This window comes from Cryobacterium sp. BB736 (assembly GCF_014980265.1).
Lineage (GTDB): Bacteria > Actinomycetota > Actinomycetes > Actinomycetales > Microbacteriaceae > Terrimesophilobacter.
This window is the reverse complement of the sequence record NZ_JABXWQ010000003.1, coordinates 210,930-228,023: the sequence shown is the minus strand read 5'-3', so window position 1 is coordinate 228,023 and position 17,094 is coordinate 210,930. Positions and strand designations below refer to the sequence as shown.

Annotated in this window: 15 protein-coding genes; 14 read left to right on the top strand and 1 reads right to left on the bottom strand. The window is 67.1% G+C overall.

The features are described 5' to 3' along the window. Positions 1–5: 5 nt before the first annotated feature. The 13 genes from IRG63_RS09255 to IRG63_RS09195 all read left to right on the top strand — a co-directional run bounded on the left by IRG63_RS09255 (position 6) and on the right by IRG63_RS09195 (position 12,031). On the top strand, positions 6–1,034 hold the full coding sequence (locus IRG63_RS09255; protein WP_168626590.1) for a TIGR03842 family LLM class F420-dependent oxidoreductase: 1,029 nt from the start codon (positions 6–8) through the stop codon (positions 1,032–1,034). A 3-nt stretch (positions 1,035–1,037) separates the two neighbouring features. Next, positions 1,038–1,952 (top strand): ABC transporter permease, encoded by a 915-nt coding sequence (locus tag IRG63_RS09250; RefSeq protein ID WP_168626591.1) that lies wholly within the window; start codon positions 1,038–1,040, stop codon positions 1,950–1,952. Beyond that, the gene (locus IRG63_RS09245) at positions 1,949–2,773 is read left to right on the top strand and encodes an ABC transporter ATP-binding protein (RefSeq protein ID WP_168626593.1); all 825 of its coding nucleotides are present in this window, start codon (positions 1,949–1,951) and stop codon (positions 2,771–2,773) included. The genes IRG63_RS09250 and IRG63_RS09245 overlap by 4 nt, the downstream gene beginning before the upstream one ends. Next, positions 2,770–3,549 (top strand): ABC transporter permease, encoded by a 780-nt coding sequence (locus tag IRG63_RS09240; RefSeq protein ID WP_168626594.1) that lies wholly within the window; start codon positions 2,770–2,772, stop codon positions 3,547–3,549. The genes IRG63_RS09245 and IRG63_RS09240 overlap by 4 nt, the downstream gene beginning before the upstream one ends. A 58-nt stretch (positions 3,550–3,607) precedes the next feature. After that, the gene (locus tag IRG63_RS09235) at positions 3,608–4,753 is read left to right on the top strand and encodes an ABC transporter substrate-binding protein (protein ID WP_168626596.1); all 1,146 of its coding nucleotides are present in this window, start codon (positions 3,608–3,610) and stop codon (positions 4,751–4,753) included. Between the two features lie 87 nt (positions 4,754–4,840). Then, positions 4,841–6,175, top strand: coding sequence for an aspartate aminotransferase family protein (locus IRG63_RS09230; RefSeq protein ID WP_193509937.1), 1,335 nt, complete (start codon positions 4,841–4,843; stop codon positions 6,173–6,175). A gap of 17 nt (positions 6,176–6,192) precedes the next feature. Next, complete coding sequence (locus IRG63_RS09225) at positions 6,193–6,762, top strand: DUF177 domain-containing protein (protein ID WP_349236143.1); 570 nt, start codon at positions 6,193–6,195, stop codon at positions 6,760–6,762. Positions 6,763–6,765: 3 nt separating this feature from the next. Further along, complete coding sequence (gene rpmF, locus IRG63_RS09220; protein WP_108517177.1) at positions 6,766–6,969, top strand: 50S ribosomal protein L32; 204 nt, start codon at positions 6,766–6,768, stop codon at positions 6,967–6,969. A 27-nt stretch (positions 6,970–6,996) separates the two neighbouring features. Beyond that, a complete protein-coding gene (rnc, locus tag IRG63_RS09215) occupies positions 6,997–7,695 on the top strand; it encodes a ribonuclease III (protein WP_168626598.1) in 699 nt (232 codons plus the stop codon). Position 7,696: 1 nt separating this feature from the next. Next, positions 7,697–8,623: a bifunctional DNA-formamidopyrimidine glycosylase/DNA-(apurinic or apyrimidinic site) lyase gene (gene mutM / locus IRG63_RS09210; RefSeq protein WP_193509936.1), complete on the top strand. Its 927-nt coding sequence runs from the start codon at positions 7,697–7,699 to the stop codon at positions 8,621–8,623. Between the two features lie 170 nt (positions 8,624–8,793). Continuing rightward, on the top strand, positions 8,794–10,161 hold the full coding sequence (locus tag IRG63_RS09205; RefSeq protein WP_168626600.1) for an extracellular solute-binding protein: 1,368 nt from the start codon (positions 8,794–8,796) through the stop codon (positions 10,159–10,161). After that, complete coding sequence (locus tag IRG63_RS09200) at positions 10,161–11,111, top strand: carbohydrate ABC transporter permease (protein WP_168626602.1); 951 nt, start codon at positions 10,161–10,163, stop codon at positions 11,109–11,111. The genes IRG63_RS09205 and IRG63_RS09200 overlap by 1 nt, the downstream gene beginning before the upstream one ends. After that, positions 11,108–12,031 (top strand): carbohydrate ABC transporter permease, encoded by a 924-nt coding sequence (locus IRG63_RS09195; RefSeq protein WP_168626603.1) that lies wholly within the window; start codon positions 11,108–11,110, stop codon positions 12,029–12,031. The genes IRG63_RS09200 and IRG63_RS09195 overlap by 4 nt, the downstream gene beginning before the upstream one ends. On the opposite strand, the gene IRG63_RS09190 is transcribed toward IRG63_RS09195, so the two are convergent. Further along, positions 12,021–13,097: a GNAT family N-acetyltransferase gene (locus IRG63_RS09190; RefSeq protein ID WP_168626605.1), complete on the bottom strand. Its 1,077-nt coding sequence runs from the start codon at positions 13,095–13,097 to the stop codon at positions 12,021–12,023. The genes IRG63_RS09195 and IRG63_RS09190 overlap by 11 nt on opposite strands. A gap of 171 nt (positions 13,098–13,268) precedes the next feature. On the opposite strand from IRG63_RS09190, the gene smc reads away from it, so the two are divergent. Next, on the top strand, positions 13,269–16,877 hold the full coding sequence (smc, locus tag IRG63_RS09185; protein ID WP_193509975.1) for a chromosome segregation protein SMC: 3,609 nt from the start codon (positions 13,269–13,271) through the stop codon (positions 16,875–16,877). Positions 16,878–17,094 lie beyond the last annotated feature (217 nt).

Here is a 17,094-nt window from a genome sequence, read left to right as displayed (position 1 = left end):
GCGCCATGGACTTCGGAGCTGTACTCCAGACCAACCCGCCCGCGGCGCGAACCGTGCACCTTGCGAAACTCGCGGAACAGTACGGGTTCAGCCACGTGTGGACGTTCGACTCGCACCTGCTGTGGCAGGAGCCGTACGTCATCTACAGCAAGATCCTCGACGAGACGCACCGGGTGATCGTCGGCCCGATGGTCACCAACCCGGCCACGCGCGACTGGACGGTCACCGCATCCATCTTCGCGACACTCAATGAGATGTACGGCAACCGCACCATCTGCGGCATCGGCCGCGGCGACTCCGCCGTGCGCGTCACAAACGGCGCGCCGACGACGCTGAAGACGCTGCGCGAAGCGGTGCACGTCATCCGCGAGCTCGCGAACAGCCGGAGCGTCGAGTACAACGACGCCCATCTGCAGTTCCCATGGAGTCGCAGCTCCAGGCTGGACGTCTGGGTGGCAGCCTACGGTCCGCTCGCGCTGAAGCTTGCAGGTGAGGTCGGCGACGGCTTCATCCTGCAGCTTGCCGACGTCGATATCGCCAAGTGGATGATCAAGGCCGTGCGGGACGCCGCAGAGGCGGCCGGGCGTGATCCGCTGAGCGTGAAGTTCTGCGTCGCGGCGCCGATGTACATCGGTGACGACTGGGAGCACATGCGGGACCAGACCCGCTGGTTCGGTGGGATGGTCGGAAACCACGTCGCCGACATCGTGGCCAAGTACGGCACAGAAGGGGAAGGCTCACACGTCGTCCCGCAGGCGCTGACCGACTACATCAAGGGTCGCGAGGAGTACGACTACAACGAGCACGGGCGTGCGGGGAACGTGCACACGCAGTTCGTGCCGGACGAGATCGTCGACCGCTTCTGCCTGCTCGGGACGGCCGCCGACCACATCGCGAAGCTCGAGGAGCTGAAGGCGATCGGCGTCGACCAGTTCGCCGGCTACCTGCAGCACGACAACAAGGAGGAGACGCTCCGCGTTTACGGGGAGACCGTGATCCCCGCACTTACCGACCCGATCATCGCGAAGGGCTAGACAATGTCATCCGTATCCCTGGCGCGCAGCACGCGCGCCAGGCGCAAGGGGACACAGGTCAAGCGCTGGCTGTTCGGGCTGCTCGGGCTGGTGATCGTTGCGCTTGTCTGGGAGGGCTACAAGCTGCTCGGCCCGGCCGACGGGTTCGTGATCGCCGGCACCCGGGTACTGCCGCGCACGAGCGACCTTGCCATGCCGCACGTGTGGGACATGTTCTCCCGGCTCTTCGAACCCGTGACGAGCGCCGCAACCGCGCGTCCGCTGTGGCTCGAGGTGGCGATCGCGGCGACCCTGACGCTCGGTATCGCCGCGGTCGGCTGGCTCGTCGGCCTCGTGGTCGGCATCGGCTTCGCCCTCATCATGCAGCGGTGGAAGCCCGCCGAGTGGTCGATCCTGCCGTGGATCATCCTCAGCCAGACGATTCCGCTCATCGCGTTCGCTCCGGTCGTGCGCAGCTGGGGCTCGCGAATCGAGATCGGCGCGTTCGAGTGGGAGGACTGGATGTCGGTCGCGCTCATTGCGTCCTACCTCGCTTTCTTCCCGATCGCGGTGGGCGCGCTGAAGGGCTTGCACTCGCCCGATCGGCTGCACATCGAGCTCATGCGGACCTACGCATCCGGATGGTGGCAGACGCTTGTGAAGCTGCGGCTGCCGGCCGCGGTGCCCTATCTGCTGCCGGCGCTGCGGCTCGCCGCAGCCAGCGCCGTCGTCGGGGCGATCGTCGCGGAGGTCTCCACCGGTTTGCAGGGCGGCATCGGCCGACTGCTGATCACCTACGCCGGGCAAGCGTCCGGGGACCCGGCGAAGGCTTGGGCCCCCATCTTCGGTGCCATCGTGCTTGGTCTGGTCGCGGCCGGCTCCGTCGCGCTACTCGGCCTGATTCTCAGAAAGTACCGACGCTCGGAGGTAACCGCATGATCGAGAAGGCTCCCACCCGACCCGCCGACGCCGTCACAGTGACGGGCGTCGACAAGGTCTTCTCGACCGGGAAGGGGGAGGTCCGCGCGCTCGACGGCATCGACATGACGGTCAGCGCAGGGGAGTTCGTCTCGCTCATCGGGCCATCCGGCTGCGGGAAGAGCACCCTGCTGAGACTCATCGCCGACCTCGACGAGCCGACGGTAGGAGAGATCCGCGTCTTCGGCAAAGCCGCAAGGAGGGCTCGAGTCGACCAGGATTACGGGATCGCCTTCCAACAGGCGGCGCTGCTGCCGTGGAGGACCGTCGAGGACAACATCGCGCTGCCGCTCGAACTGCACAAAGTCGGTGCGGCCGAGAGGCGGGCGCGCGTAGCAGAGCTGATCGAGCTCGTCGGACTCGGCGACTTCGGCGAGAAGTACCCAGACCAGCTCTCCGGCGGCATGCAACAGCGCGTCGCGATCGCCCGTGCGCTCGCCGAGAAGCCGAACCTGCTGCTCATGGACGAGCCGTTCGGGGCGCTCGACGAGATGACCCGCGAGTACCTGCAGACCGAGCTGTTGCGTATCAGCGCCGAGACACGCGCGGCGGTGGTCTTCGTGACGCACTCGATCCCCGAGGCCGTGTACCTCTCCGACCGTGTCGTGGTGATGTCGCCGCGCCCTGGGCGCATCGATGGGATCGTGCCGATGCAGCTCGGCTCCCCGTCGAGCCGCAGCGACGACATCCGGGAGGACGCAGCATACTTCGAGATGATCACGGCAGTGCGCGAGGTGCTGCATGGCGGCGCCCCGATCCCCAAGGGGGTGGAGACACGATGAACCGGTCGCTGCGCGACGGATCGGTGCGGATTCTCGCACCGGTCGTGCTCGGCGCGGTCGTGGTCATCGCGTGGCAGCTCCTCGCAGGCAGCGGCCTGGTCGAGGCGTACCTGCTGCCGAGCCCCGCCGCGATCGGCGAGCAGATCGTCGAGTTCGCCCCAAGCATGGTCTCCGCGTCCGGGATCACCGGACTGAACTCCCTCATCGGGCTCATCATCGGCTCGGTGTTCGGGATACTGCTCGCGCTGCTCGCGGTCGCGCTCAGGGTCATCGACTGGATGGTTGAGCCGATCGTCGCGGCGCTGGCCGTCATCCCGATCGTCGCGCTCGCACCGGTGCTGAACACCATGTTCGGTGCGGACTCGCAATTCGGGCGGCAGGCCATTGCGGCTCTCGCGTCGTTCGTGCCCGTGTTCATCAATACCGTCCGCGGCCTGCGGCAGACGCGGCCAGTGCACCGCGACCTGATGCGGGCGTACGCGGCTTCCGGGGTGCAGGTCATGCGCACGCTGACCTTGCCGACTGCGATCCCGTTCGTCTTCACGGGCATCCGGCTCGCGGCGTCACTCGCGGTGATCTCGGCGCTCGTCGCCGAGTACTTCGGCGGCCCGCGCGGAGGACTCGGCGGGCTCATCGCGACGTCCGCCGCCTCGAGCGCATACCCGCGCGCGTGGGCGTACGTCGTCGCATCCATCATCCTCGGGCTCGCGTTCTTCCTCGTCACCCTCGCGATCGAACGCTGGGCGACAGGTCGCCGCGCGCCCGTACCGCTATAACCACAAGCCAGAACCACCGCCAATCACGCAAGGAACTTCTCAGGGAAAGGGATGAAAGATGAAGCACAGCACGCGCCGCATAGCGGCGATCGGGGCTGCGGGGCTCTCCGCAGCGCTCATCCTGTCCGCATGCACCGGAACCGGCGGCGAAACGGACGGCAACGGCGACGGCGAACTCACCGAGGTGAAGCTGCAATTGCAGTGGCTGCCACAGGGGCAGTTCGCCGGCTACTTCGCCGCGCAGGACCAGGGCTACTTCGAGGATGAGGGGCTTTCGGTCGAGATCATCCCGTCTGGCGGTGACATCGTGCCGCAGGATGCGCTCGCCAACGGCGACGTCGACTACGCGATCGCCTGGGTGCCGAAGGTGCTCGGATCGATCGAAGCCGGCGCCAACGTCACCAACATCGCTCAGATCTTCCAGCGCTCCGGGACACTGCAGGTCTCCTGGGCAGACTCCGGCATCGACTCCGTCGCAGACTTCGAAGGCCGCAAGATCGGCTCGTGGGGCTTCGGCAACGAGTGGGAGATCTTCGCAGCGATGGCCGAGGAGGGTCTTGACTCCTCGACCGTTGAGATCATCACGCAGGACTTCAACATGAACGCGTTCCTCTCTGGTGACATCGACGCCGCGCAGGCGATGACGTACAACGAGTACGCCCAACTGCTGGAGTCGGTGAATCCGGACACCGGTGAGCAGTACACCGAGGACGATTTCAACGTCATCAGCTACGAGGACACCGTCGGCGCCATGCTGCAGGACGCCATCTGGGCCGACACCGAGCGGCTCGAGAACGACGAGGAGTACCAGGACACCACCGTCGCGTTCCTGAAGGCCGTGATCAAGGGTTGGATCTTCGCGGCCGAGAACCCGGAGGACGCATCAGCGATCACTCTCGCCGCGGGCTCCAACTGGGGTCCGAGCCACGAGCTGTGGATGGTCAACGAGACCAACAAGCTCATATGGCCCGCGGAGAACGGCATCGGCTTCATCGACGAGGAGGCGTTCAACCGGACGGTCGAGGCCGCGCTCAGCGCCGTCAACGAGACCGGTGCACGCCTGATCACCGAGGAACCGCCGGCCACCGCGTGGACGAACGAGTACATCGAGCGGGCACACCAAGAGCTCGAAGGCGAGGGACTCGACCTCACCGGTGAGGGCTTCAGCCCGATTCAGGTGACGCTGGAGGAGGGCGGCAACTAGGTAACTTCCTGGCCCCTCGGGACTGGCTCTAGAGTGAGTCCCGAGGGGTTCACCTCGTCTTCACAAGCTCCAACGAAGGACCAATTGATGACCAGCATCGACCAGACCCCGCTGAACACCGCAGATGGGAAGCGCACCTACGACCTGGACCGCTCGCACGTGTTCCATTCCTGGTCGGCTCAGGGCTCGCTCAACCCGTTCGTCGTCGCTGGCGGCAGCGGATGCACGGTGTGGGATTACGACGGCAACGAGTACCTGGACTTCTCGAGCCAGCTCGTCAACACCAACATCGGCCACCAGCATCCGGCCGTCGTCGAGGCGATCACCCGCCAGGCCGAGACACTCGCGACCGTCGCGCCATCCCACGCCAACCTCGCCCGCGGCGAGGCGGCCGAGCGCATCCTGTCGCACGCGCCGGCTGGCTTCTCGAAGGTGTTCTTCACCAACGGCGGTGCGGATGCGATCGAGAACGCGATCCGGATGGCGCGATTGACCACCGGTCGCGACAAGGTGCTGACCACGTACCGCTCGTACCACGGCAACACCGGCGCGGCGATCGTCGCGACCGGGGACTGGCGGCGGATGCCGAACGAGTACGCGCGCGGCCACGTCCACTTCTTCGGCCCGTTCCTGTACCGCAGCGAGTTCTGGGCCGAGACGCCCGAGCAGGAGTCGGAGCGTGCGCTGCGTCACCTCGAGCGGGTCATCCAGTCAGAGGGGGCGGACGGGATCGCCGCGATCCTGCTGGAGACCGTGCCTGGCACCGCCGGCATCCTGGTGCCGCCTCCCGGATACCTGGCTGGCGTGCGTGCGCTGGCCGACAAGTACGGGATCAAGTTGATCCTGGACGAGGTCATGGCGGGCTTCGGCCGCACCGGCCGCTGGCTCGCGCTCGACGACTTCGACGTCGTGCCCGACCTGATCACCTTCGCCAAGGGGGTCAACTCCGGGTACGTCCCGGCCGGCGGTGTGATCATCTCCGACGAGATCGCGGCCGCGTTCAATGATCGGGTCTTCCCCGGCGGGCTCACCTACTCCGGCCACCCGCTGGCGATGGCCGCGATCGTCGGCGCGCTGGACGCGATGGAATCGGAGGGCATCGTCGACAACGCCAGGATGATCGGCGAGCAGCACCTCGGTCCGGGCCTGAAGAAGCTGCAGGAGAAGCATCCGATGATCGGCGAGGTCCGCGGCGTCGGCGTGTTCTGGGCGCTGGACCTGGTCACCGATCGCAACACGCGCGAGCCGGTGCCGGCATCCGTCATCGGTGGGCTCAAGGCCGACCTGCAGCGCCGCGGCCTGCTGGCGTTCACCGCGGAGAACCGCATCCACGTCGTCCCGCCGTGCATCGTCACGCCGGACGAGGTCGAGCAGGCCCTCGCCCTCTACGACGAGGCGTTCACAGCGGCCGAAAGCGCGTAGCGTCGTAGGCTGGGATCGTGGAGAAGACGTCATCGCCCTACCTCATCAATGTGCGCGACCTCATTCACCGGCCGGGGGAGCAGCGCGAGCGCGACCTCGAGATCACGACACCGGATGAGCTCGCCAACGCCGTCATCGGTGTCCGGGCTGGCGAGCCGATCAGTGTGAAGGCGACGCTCGAGTCGCTGCACGACGGGATCCTCGTCAGCGCGGAGGTCGACAGCACCGCGCGGGGTGAGTGCGTGCGCTGCCTCATCGACATCAGCCAAGAGGTCGAAGTCGATATCCAGGAGGTTTTCGCGTATTCTGTCGACGAAGCTTTTGATTACGAAGTTCAAGGTGATCACGTGAACCTTGAACCGGTGATCAGAGATGCGGTGGTGCTTTCACTGCCGTTCCAACCGGTCTGCCAGCCGGATTGCCCCGGCCTGTGCCCACAGTGCGGGGTGCGCTTGCTGGATGAACCCGGCCACAAGCACGAAGAGCAAACGGATCCTCGCTGGTCTGCGCTCGCCGCGCTGGCCGGAGAACCGCAAAACCCAGGCGAGACCGGCACCAAACCGGGTGCCGAGACAGAAGAGAGATAAGCAATGGCTGTTCCCAAGCGCAAGATGTCCCGCGCGAGCACCCGTGCGCGCCGCGCACAGTGGAAGGCGACTCCGCCCACGCTCGTGAAGACCATCGAGGGCGGCAAGGTCGTCTACAGCCTTCCGCACCGCGCGAAGGTGGTCGAGGACTCGGCCGGCACGCCTCTGTACATGGAGTACAAGGGCCGCAAGGTCGCTGACGTCTGATTCGCATCGGATGCGGGCGGTGACAGCGTGACCAACGCCGAGCTCGAGTCCACCGGAATTGCGCTCGCGGAACAGCTCGGGGTCGAAATCGATCCCGAGCTTTTCGTGCTCGCGCTCACGCACCGCTCCTACGCCTACGAACACGGCGGGATCGCCCACAACGAGCGGCTCGAGTTCCTCGGCGACTCGATCCTCGGCCAAGCGGTGACGGTGTGGCTCTACACCAGCTACCCCGACCTCGATGAGGGGTCGCTGGCGAAGCGGCGTGCAAGCCTCGTCAGCAGTGCCGCCCTGGCTGAGGTCGCGCGCACGATCGGCCTCGGGGCACACTTGCGCCTCGGGCGCGGCGAGGAACTCACCGGCGGGCGCGAGAAGTCGTCCATCCTGGCGGATACGGTCGAAGCGGTCATCGGCGCGGTCTACCTCGGTGCGGGCGGCGACGTCGCCACCGACCTGGTGCTGCGGCTGATCATCCCGCTGCTGGATGACCCTGACCGTTTCGGTGCCGCGATGGACCCCAAGACGAGCTTGCAAGAACTGGCCGCCGGACTGGGTCGCGGCACCCCGCACTACACGGTCACCGACAGCGGACCGGACCACTCGAAGCGGTTCTTCGCCACCGTGTCCCTCGGCCGCGAGGAGATCGCTAGCGGCTCAGGCACCAGCAAGAAACACGCCGAGATGGACGCGGCCCTCAACGCCTGGACCGCACTGCAGGCCCCCTGACGTGCCGGAACTCCCCGAAGTCGAGGTCGTCCGCCTCGGCCTGCAACCTGCGGTCACCGGCGCAACGGTGACGGCGGTCACGGTGCTCGACGAGCGCTCGCTGCGCCGCCATCCGGGACCTGCCGAGGACTTCGTCGACCGGCTCACCGGCGCGCGCCTGGCGGCGCCCTCCCGCCGCGGCAAGTACCTCTGGCTCCCACTGAAAACGCAGGAGATTCCGCCCGAAAACGGCGCTCTGTCACCAAACGGCCCGAAATCGGACGGATCTCCTGCATTTTCAGAAGCCGTGGTGGTGCACCTCGGGATGAGCGGGCAGGTGCTCGTGCGCGATAGGGACACCGACGACCGGATCACGCGCATTCGGCTCGACCTGAAGCATCCGGTCGCGGGGCAGGTGCGGCTGAACTTCGTCGATCAGCGCATCTTCGGGTCGATGGCGATCGACGAGCTGATTCCGGATGGCGGCGGGCGGGTCCCGCGCAGCGTCGCGCACATCGCTCGTGACCCGCTCGACCCGCTGTTCGACGATCGTGAATTCTTCCGGCGTCTCGCCATGCGCCGCACGGGGATCAAGCGCGCTCTGCTGGATCAGACACTGATCAGCGGCATCGGCAACATCTACGCCGACGAGGCGCTGTGGGCAGCGCGGGTCCACTACGACCAGCCGACGGCGACCCTGAGCCGACCACGCGCGAAGCGGCTGCTCGACGAGGTGCGCTCGGTGCTCGGCAAGGCGCTCGTCGAGGGCGGGACGAGCTTCGACTGGCAGTACCTGAACGTCAACGGCGAGGCCGGGTACTTCGCGCACTCGCTCAACGCCTATGGGCGCCAGGGAGAACCGTGTGCCCGCTGTGGCCGCCCGATCGTACGGGAAACCTTCATGAATCGGGGCAGCCACTTCTGCGCGTACTGCCAGCGCGTGCGGTGACCCGCGCGAAACCGGCCCACGGGCGAGAAGCGCTTCTCTGACTCATTCCTGAGATTCGCTTCACGAACCCTGTGTTTCTCTTCCCACCACCCTCGTTCGGGGTACGTTGTGCGCAAAGTCGGCGCCGGTCGGCGCACCCCAGCGACCCCGAGCACGCGAGGGAGTAAACAATGAAGAGGTCAATCCCGTTTGCCGTCGCCGCAGCTAGCGCGTTGCTGCTGACATCCTGCGCTGTCGGCACCGGCACGCAGAACACCGACGACGACACCGAGTACGACCCGTCGGCCGAGCTCAGCGGCGAGCTCAACGTCATGGGCTTCGGCGCGGGCGACGAGATCGCCCAGACGCGCTACGACCTCGCGGTCGACGCGCTCGGCGAGGTCGACGTCACCCTCATCGAGGGCGACCTGGACATGCAGCAGTTCCTGTCCTCCGTCGCGGCCGGCGACCCGCCCGAACTGCTGTACGCCAACCGCGACCAGATCGGGTCGCTCGCGGCGCGCGGTGCGATCATCCCTCTCGACAACTGCATCGAAGGGGAGGGCATCGACACCAGCCAGTTCGTCGAGTCGGCACTCGACCAGGTCACCTTTGACGACAGCGTCTACGGCATCCCGGAATTCAACGTCGTTCAGCTGACGATGGCTAACGAGAGCCTGCTCACGGATGCCGGACTCACGATCGAGGACGTCAACGGCTCAGACTGGGATGCTGTCACAGCTGCGGCTGAAGCGCTCGTGGTCAACGACGGCGGACTGTCGGTCATCGGCGTCGACTCGAAGCTGCCGGAGTTCTTCCCGCTGTGGGCGAAGGCCAACGGCGTCGACCTGCTGAGCGAGGACGGCCGCACCGCCAACCTCAACGACCCTGGCGCTGTCGAGGCGCTCGAGTTCGCGGTCGGCATCTATGAGGCGCAGGGCGGCTTCAGCGCGGTTAAGGCCTATCGCGACTCCGCCGACTTCTTCGGAAGCGGCAACCAGTACGCGACCAACGTGCTCGGCTCGATGTGGATGGAGCAGTGGTACCTGAACGTCCTGAACGACGTGTCCCCGGATGCGCCGATGGCGTTCGACACCTTCCGGACACCGGATGGCGAGCCGCTCGCGTTCGCCAGCGGCTCGGCTTGGGCGATCCCGGCGGGCAGCTCCAACCCGGCCGCCGGCTGCCGGTTCGCTCGCGTCATGACGGAGGTCGACAGCTGGATCGCCGCGGCACAGGCGCGACTCGACCTGCGCAATGAGGAGGGCACGGCGTTCACCGGCGTCCTCACCGGCAACGCGGTCGCCGATGACCAGATCCGCGAGATGGTCACCTCAGGCGGGGAGCCGTGGGATTCAGGGGTCGAGGCGATGTACGAGGCCAATGACAACACCTTCAGCCTCCCGGCGAACCCCGCCGATGCCGAGTTCAAGACCATCTGGCAGGACGCCGTCAACCGGGTGCTCAACGGTCAGGACGACCCGCAGACGGCTCTCGACGCTGCGCAGGAGGAGGCACAGTCAGTCCTCGATGAGGCCTGGGCGTCGATGGAGGAGTGATGTCCGCCCTCACCCTCGACACCCGGCCGTCGGTCGAACGCCCGGCCCGTCGGCGGGCGAGGCGCAGGAACGTCATCGCGGCGCTCCTGTTCCTCAGCCCGTGGATCGTCGGCTTCCTGATCTTCACCGCGTGGCCGATCTTCTACAGCGCGTACCTCTCACTGACCAACTACGACGTCATCAACTCACCCGACTTCGTCGGCATCGAGAACTACCAGCGGATGATCGAGGACCCGAAGGTGCGGCTCGCACTCGGCAACACCCTGCTGTACACGCTGATGAAGGTCCCGGCGTACATGCTGCTGTCGCTCGCCCTTGCGCTGCTGCTGGACCGGGCCGGCCGTGCATCCGGGTTCTTTCGCACCGTGTTCTTCCTGCCGAAGATGACACCGCCGGTGGCCGTCGGCGTGCTGTTCCTGCTGCTGTTCAACGGCCAGAGCGGGCTGGTCAACAGTGTGCTCGGCTGGTTCGGCATCAACGGGCCGTCGTGGACGACGGATCCGGCCTGGGTGAAGCCGGGGCTGGTGCTCATGAGCCTGTGGACGGTGGGAGCGAGCGTCATCATCCTGCTCACCGCGCTGCGCGACGTGCCGAAGGACCTGTACGAGGCGGCCAGGATCGACGGCGCCGGCTTCTGGCAGCAGACCAAGAGCGTGACACTGCCGATGATCAGCCCGACGCTCTTCTTCCTGGTCATCGTCAACACGATCGGCGCGTTCCAGACCTTCGACGAGGCGTACACGGCTTTCTTCGGCTCAGGCAACACGACCTATAGCAACGACGCAGCCTTGTTCTACGTGATCTACCTGTTCCAGCAGGCGTTCCAGTTCCTGCACATGGGCTACGCGTCGGCGCTCGCCTGGCTGCTGTTCCTCATCATCATGATCATCACCGTCATCCAGGTGATCGTGTCCCGCAGGCTCGTGCACTACGAAGGGGGCTCGCGATGACGACGACCGCGAGGGTTCCCGGCGTGACCGCTCCGCCGCTCGCGAGCGCAGATGCCATCGCAGTCGACAAGAGCGCGAAGGTCGGCAAGTCGAAGCGTGGATGGAAGCGGGTGCTCACCGTCACGCTGCTGGTGCTGTTCGGCGTCATCTTCCTGTACCCGTTCATCTGGCTGGTGAGCGCCTCGTTCAAGCCGCGCAGTGAGGTGTTCGACAACGCGCTCATCCCGAACACCTTCACGCTGGAGAACTACGTCAACGTGTGGCTGGAGGCGCCGCTTGCCCTGTGGCTGGTCAACACGGTGATCGTCACGGTGCTGGCCGCGGTGTCGGTGACCATCGCGAGCTCGATGGTGGCGTGGGGCTTCGCCTACTTCCAGTTCCGCGGCAGGAACGTGCTGTTCGGCATCGTGCTGGGCACGATGATGCTGCCGGGAGCTGTCACGCTGATCCCGACGTTCCTGATCTGGAACGGCCTGGGGGCCACGGGAACGCTGATCCCGTTGTGGGCAGGCAACCTGTTCGGCAGCGCGTTCTACATCTTCCTGCTGCGCCAGTTCTTCCTGACGCTGCCGCGCGACCTGTTCGAGGCTGCGCGGGTGGACGGCGCGAGCAACTGGAAGATCTTCTCCCGCATCGCGGTGCCGCTCACGAAGCCCGCCCTCGCCGTCGTTCTCCTGTTCGAGGCGGAGGCGGCGTGGACCGACCTGATGCGCGGTCTCATCTACCTGCGCGACACGGCGACCTTCACTGTTCCGCGAGGGCTCAAGGCTCTCGTCGACCAGTTCGGCTTCGGCGGGGAGTGGCACTGGGAGATCCTGGTCACGGCAAGCGTGATCACCACACTGCCGATCATCATCCTGTTCTTCTTCGGCCAGAAGCAGTTCGTCGAGGGGGTCGCCTCGAGCGGCATCAAGGGGTGACGTCGAGCTTCCAGCCGCCGCCGTAGCCCACCGGCATGAATCCGATGGCCTCGTTCACGGCGAGCATGTGCCGGTTCTCCTCGGCGTTGAAGGTCGTGACCGACGGATGCCCTGGGTGCGTGTCCTCGAGGTACTTCAGGTTCGCCAACTTGGCGAGCATGCCCAGCCCGTGACCGCGGTGTTCGCGCAACACCAACGTGTCGGCCTGTGAGACGGCACGCTCACGCTCGAGTGGCACCTCCAACTCAGTGAAGGCCACCAGCGTGCCGGACGGCACGTACTCGACCGCGGTGACCAGGATCAGGCGCGGGCTCGCGGCACGCAGGTCATCGAGGGTGCGCACGCGCGTCTCGTCCCACTGCTCCTCGGCGTAGTCGAGCCCGCCGCTCGGCGCATCCGTGCTCATCCGCTGGTGCAGCACCGCGAGATCCGCGACCCGGTCCTCCGGGGTGCGGCCGACCCAGCGCACCAGCCGGTAGCCGGCATCTGCGGCGACCCGCACGCGCTCCGCCAACTCGTCGAACCATCTAGTCGGCAGAGGGAGCGGAAGCCGACTGAAGCGCTCGACCTGCTGCAGTTCGTACCCACGGCCAAGCAAGAAGCGCGTACCGGGGTCGGCAAGCGGCACGGCGCCGAAGCCGGTCGGCGACGGGAGAGTCTCGCCGTCTGCGGCCTTGTGCAGCACGTAGGACTGCCACGGTCGAAGCCGTTCGGCAGCGGCGCGCGTCGCGAGCAGGTCGTACAGCGCGGCCCCGATGCCGGCTCGGCGGAACGCCGCGAGCACCTCGATCTCGAGCCACGCTTCGTCAACATCGTCCTCGATGCGCCAGTTCAGGATGCCGCGCGCGACGATGCGTCCATCCACCCGGGCGACGTAGGCGATCTTCGGGTCGTACGGGTCCAACCAGTGCGGCAGCAGTTCGGCCGCGGAGTAGGCGAGGTCGTAGTTGCCGACGATCTCAGCCTCGATGTCGTTGCGCACGGTGGTCATCTCGATGAAGTCCAGCGCATCCGGGGCGTCGATCGACTGAGGGATGTGCAGGTCGTCGATGGTGAACTCGGTCATCGGCCGTGCTCCTTGGCTCGTGCGTGTCGGCAGCCGCCCAGACTAACGCCCGCGCACGAAGAAAACGCGAATCTGAGACCATTCCGATGCAAAGCGCGGCAGAACTCTCGGATGCTCGGCGTCCGGTACCGTATACCGGGTGAGTCGCGGCGTGCGAAGAAGGGCGAACGGGTGTACCTGAAGAGCCTGACCCTCAAGGGGTTCAAGTCCTTCGCTCAGCCGACCACTTTTGCGTTCGAACCAGGGGTGACGTGCGTCGTCGGACCGAACGGCTCCGGCAAGTCGAACGTCGTCGACGCTCTCGCGTGGGTGATGGGCGAGCAGGGGGCGAAGACCCTGCGCGGCGGCAAGATGGAGGACGTCATCTTCGCCGGCACGGCCACCAAGGGCCCGCTCGGTCGCGCCGAGGTCACCCTCACGATCGACAACAGCGATGGCGCGCTGCCGATCGAGTACAGCGAAGTGACCATCAGCCGCACGCTGTTCCGCAACGGCGGCAGCGAATACGCGATCAACGGCGAGAACTGCAGGCTCCTCGACGTGCAGGAGCTGCTGAGCGACTCCGGGCTCGGGCGCGAGATGCACGTCATCGTCGGCCAGGGACAGTTGGATGCCGTGCTGCACGCGAGCCCCGAGGAGCGTCGCGGCTTCATCGAGGAGGCCGCCGGCATCCTGAAGCACCGCCGCCGCAAGGAGAAGACCCTCCGCAAGCTGGAGGCGATGCAGGCGAACCTGACGCGACTGAACGATCTCGCGGGTGAGCTGCGCCGGCAGCTCAAGCCGCTCGGGCACCAGGCCGAGATCGCCCGTGAGGCGCAGTCGATCGCGGCGATAGTCCGCGACGCGACCGCCCGGCTGCTCGCCGACGAGATCGTGACGCTGCGCGAGTCACTCGCGGTGCACTCCTCGAGCGAGGCGGAGCGCAAGACGGAGCGGATCGTTCTGCAGGAACAGCTCGACCAGAACAAGCTGCGCGAGCAGCGTATCGAGGCGGCGCAGCAGGGCGATCGGGTCGACACGGCCAGGCGGATCGCGTTCGGTCTGGAGCAGGTGCAGGAGCGCCTGCGCGGCCTGTTCACGCTCGCAAACCAGCGGATCGCGCTCCTCGGCGCGCAGGGCGAGGTGCACGACTTCAGCGCGGGTGTCACTCAGCAGCAGGTGGATGATGCGCGCGCTGAGGCGGAGCGGCTCGCCGAGCTCATCAGCGACACCGAGCGGGCCTGGCAGGAGGCGCAAGCCGTGAGCGCCAGCGCACGTGCTGCGCTGGATGCGATGGACGATGAGATCGCGCTGCAGAGCTCGCTCGTGTCGAAGCACGAACTCGAGCTCGCCGGGCTCGCCGGTGCGGTCGACACAGCCAACTCGCGGCTCGCCGCGGTGCGCGGAGAAGTGCTGCGGCAGCAGAACGCGCTCGACGCCGCAGAGCAGCGCCGCGAGGCCGCGCTCGCCGAATTCACCAGGCTGGAAGCGGATGCCGCGGTGGGGGAGGCGGGAGAGACCGACCTCGACGCCGCGTACGAGGAGGCACAGGGCGTCGTTGTCGCCGCCGAGTCGGAGATCGAGCGGCTGCGGGAGTCGCTGCACACGCTCGAGCGCGAACGCGACGCGCTCGCCGCCCGCACCAACGCGCTCACGCGCGCGCTCGAGGTCAAGGATGCAGCGGGCGATCTGGTCGCTGCGAAGTTGACCGGCATCCGGGGCATCGTCGCGGACCACATCCAGGTGAAGCCGGGGTTCGAAGCTGCCATCGCCGCTGCGCTGGGGAGCCTCGCCGACGGCGTGCTCGCCGAGGACCGTGACAGCGCCATCGACGCGGTCGCGCATGCCAAGCACCACGATCTCGGCAGGGTCGAGATCGTCGTGGCCGACAGCGGCGCCATGGCACCCGCCTGGCCGGCGCTGCCCGGCATCGTCGCCGCGCAATCAGTCGTGGACGCCCCCGGCGGCGTGCTCGGCATCCTCAGTTACATCGCCATCGCCGACGACCTCGATGCGGCGCGCTCAGCTGGCCCAAAGCTCGCCGACGCCGGGCTCGGCGGCCCGATCACGATCGTGACCAAGGGCGGCGACGTGCTCACCGAGTACGTGCTGCGCGGCGGCTCCGGCGGCAAGCAGGGGCGCATCGAGCTGCTCGCGGAACGCGACGCAGCCGCCGAACGCCTGACCGAGGTGACCTCGCTCATCGAGCGGGCACGATTCGAGCTGGCCGAGCAGCGCGGCGTGCTTCAGGTCGCCAAGGAGCAGTCCCAGCGCGCCCTCGCCACCCTGCGCGAGTTCGACGCCCAGCTGGCCGCGCGCACCGAGAAGCTCAACCGCGCCAAGGTCCAATTCGAGGCAGCCCAGGCAGAGGCGCAGCGCCTGGAGAAGGGTCTCGAGCTTGCGACGACCGCGGTGGCGGATGCGGTGGCTGCGGCGGAGAAGGCTGCAGCCGACCTCGAGTCGGCCCGGTCCAGGCCGAAACCCATCCTCGACGTGAGCGCGCGCGACGGACTGTCGCAGGAGCTCGACGCGGCACGCGAGAGCGAGGTTGAGGCGCGACTCCAGGTCGAGACCGCGCGCGAGCGGGTCCGTGCGGAACGCCAGCGGGCACTGCAGCTGGAGAAGCAGCTTGAGGAGGAGCGCGCCGCCGCGCAGGAGAGCGCCCGTCGGGCGGTGATCCGACGTCGCCAGATCGAGCAGGCGCAACGCGTCGCTGATGCGCTGCCCGCGGTGCTCGACTCGGTGAACCGCTCGGTGACCGCAGCCCGCATGGAACTCTCCGCGCGCGAAGCCGATCGCGCCAAGCAGAACGAGGAGCTCGCCGAGCTGCGTCGCCAGGAAGCCGGGCTGCGCGAGCGCCTGACCGCGGTGAGCGAAAGCGTGCACGGGCTCGAGATGCAGATCTACGAGAAGAAGCTGCACCTGTCGACGCTCGTCGAGCGCGCGGCGGAGGAGCTCGGCCTCGTCGAGGACGTTCTCGTCGCCGAGTACGGCCCGCAGGTCCCGGTGCCGGATGATGCCGCAACAGCGGTCGAGCCCCCTGCGGTCGAGCCTGTCGAGACCTCGACCGATATCTCGACGAGCTCGATCACCGATGAAGGGTGGATGGCCCCCTCGGAGGGCAAGCCGTTCAACCGCTCCGAACAGGAAGCCCGCCTGGCCCGCGCGCAGCGCAAGTACGCGCAGCTCGGTCGCGTCAACCCTCTCGCGCTCGAGGAGTTCGCGGCGCTCGAGCAGCGCCATAAGTTCCTCACCGAGCAGCTCACCGACCTGACAAACACCCGCAAGGACCTGCTCACGATCATCGACGAGCTCGACGTGAAGATGAAGGATATCTTCGAGGCCGCGTTCGAGGACACTCGGGCGGCCTTCAACGACGTCTTCCCGGTGCTGTTCCCAGGCGGCACCGGCAGCATCCGCCTCACCGACCCGGATGACCTGCTCACCACGGGCATCGAGGTCACCGTGAAGCCGGCGGGCAAGAAGATCGAGCGGCTGTCGCTGCTCTCGGGCGGCGAGCGCTCACTGGCTGCGGTTGCGCTGCTGATCGCGATCTTCAAGGCGCGCCCCAGCCCGTTCTACATCATGGACGAGGTGGAGGCGGCACTCGACGACGCGAACCTCGGCCGGCTGCTGACGATCTTCGAGGAGCTCCGCGAGAACTCGCAGCTCATCGTCATCACCCACCAAAAGCGCACGATGGAGATCGCGGATGCGCTCTACGGCGTCTCGATGCGCTCGGATGGGATCAGCGCCGTGGTCGGTCAGCGGGTTGCCCGCGAAGACGAAAAGGCGAGCTGAGCCGCCAGCGGGACCGGCAAGCTCCGAGTACGACCGGCAAGCTCTGCATCGCGGAGCCGATGCCCGTTAGCCTCCGCACTCGTCCGCGCATGCTCCGGACATCCGCGCCCGGTGCGCGGGGCGCGGATGTCCGGAACGGGCGCGCGGAAGTCGGTGAGCTCAGCCGCCAGCCACCCATCTGGTTGGCAGGAATGCCCCGTCTCGTGGCGGTCTGTCG

What these genes read in the sequence shown, in the direction of transcription:
- IRG63_RS09200 (WP_168626602.1), top strand. Translation starts at nt 10,161, where the DNA reads ATGTCCGCCCTCACCCTCGACACCCGGCCGTCGGTCGAACGCCCGGCC.
- rpmF (WP_108517177.1), top strand. Translation starts at nt 6,766, where the DNA reads ATGGCTGTTCCCAAGCGCAAGATGTCCCGCGCGAGCACCCGTGCGCGC.
- IRG63_RS09195 (WP_168626603.1), top strand. Translation starts at nt 11,108, where the DNA reads ATGACGACGACCGCGAGGGTTCCCGGCGTGACCGCTCCGCCGCTCGCG.
- IRG63_RS09205 (WP_168626600.1), top strand. Translation starts at nt 8,794, where the DNA reads ATGAAGAGGTCAATCCCGTTTGCCGTCGCCGCAGCTAGCGCGTTGCTG.
- IRG63_RS09245 (WP_168626593.1), top strand. Translation starts at nt 1,949, where the DNA reads ATGATCGAGAAGGCTCCCACCCGACCCGCCGACGCCGTCACAGTGACG.
- IRG63_RS09250 (WP_168626591.1), top strand. Translation starts at nt 1,038, where the DNA reads ATGTCATCCGTATCCCTGGCGCGCAGCACGCGCGCCAGGCGCAAGGGG.
- IRG63_RS09230 (WP_193509937.1), top strand. Translation starts at nt 4,841, where the DNA reads ATGACCAGCATCGACCAGACCCCGCTGAACACCGCAGATGGGAAGCGC.
- IRG63_RS09255 (WP_168626590.1), top strand. Translation starts at nt 6, where the DNA reads ATGGACTTCGGAGCTGTACTCCAGACCAACCCGCCCGCGGCGCGAACC.
- IRG63_RS09190 (WP_168626605.1), bottom strand. Translation starts at nt 13,097, where the DNA reads ATGACCGAGTTCACCATCGACGACCTGCACATCCCTCAGTCGATCGAC.
- IRG63_RS09235 (WP_168626596.1), top strand. Translation starts at nt 3,608, where the DNA reads ATGAAGCACAGCACGCGCCGCATAGCGGCGATCGGGGCTGCGGGGCTC.
- IRG63_RS09240 (WP_168626594.1), top strand. Translation starts at nt 2,770, where the DNA reads ATGAACCGGTCGCTGCGCGACGGATCGGTGCGGATTCTCGCACCGGTC.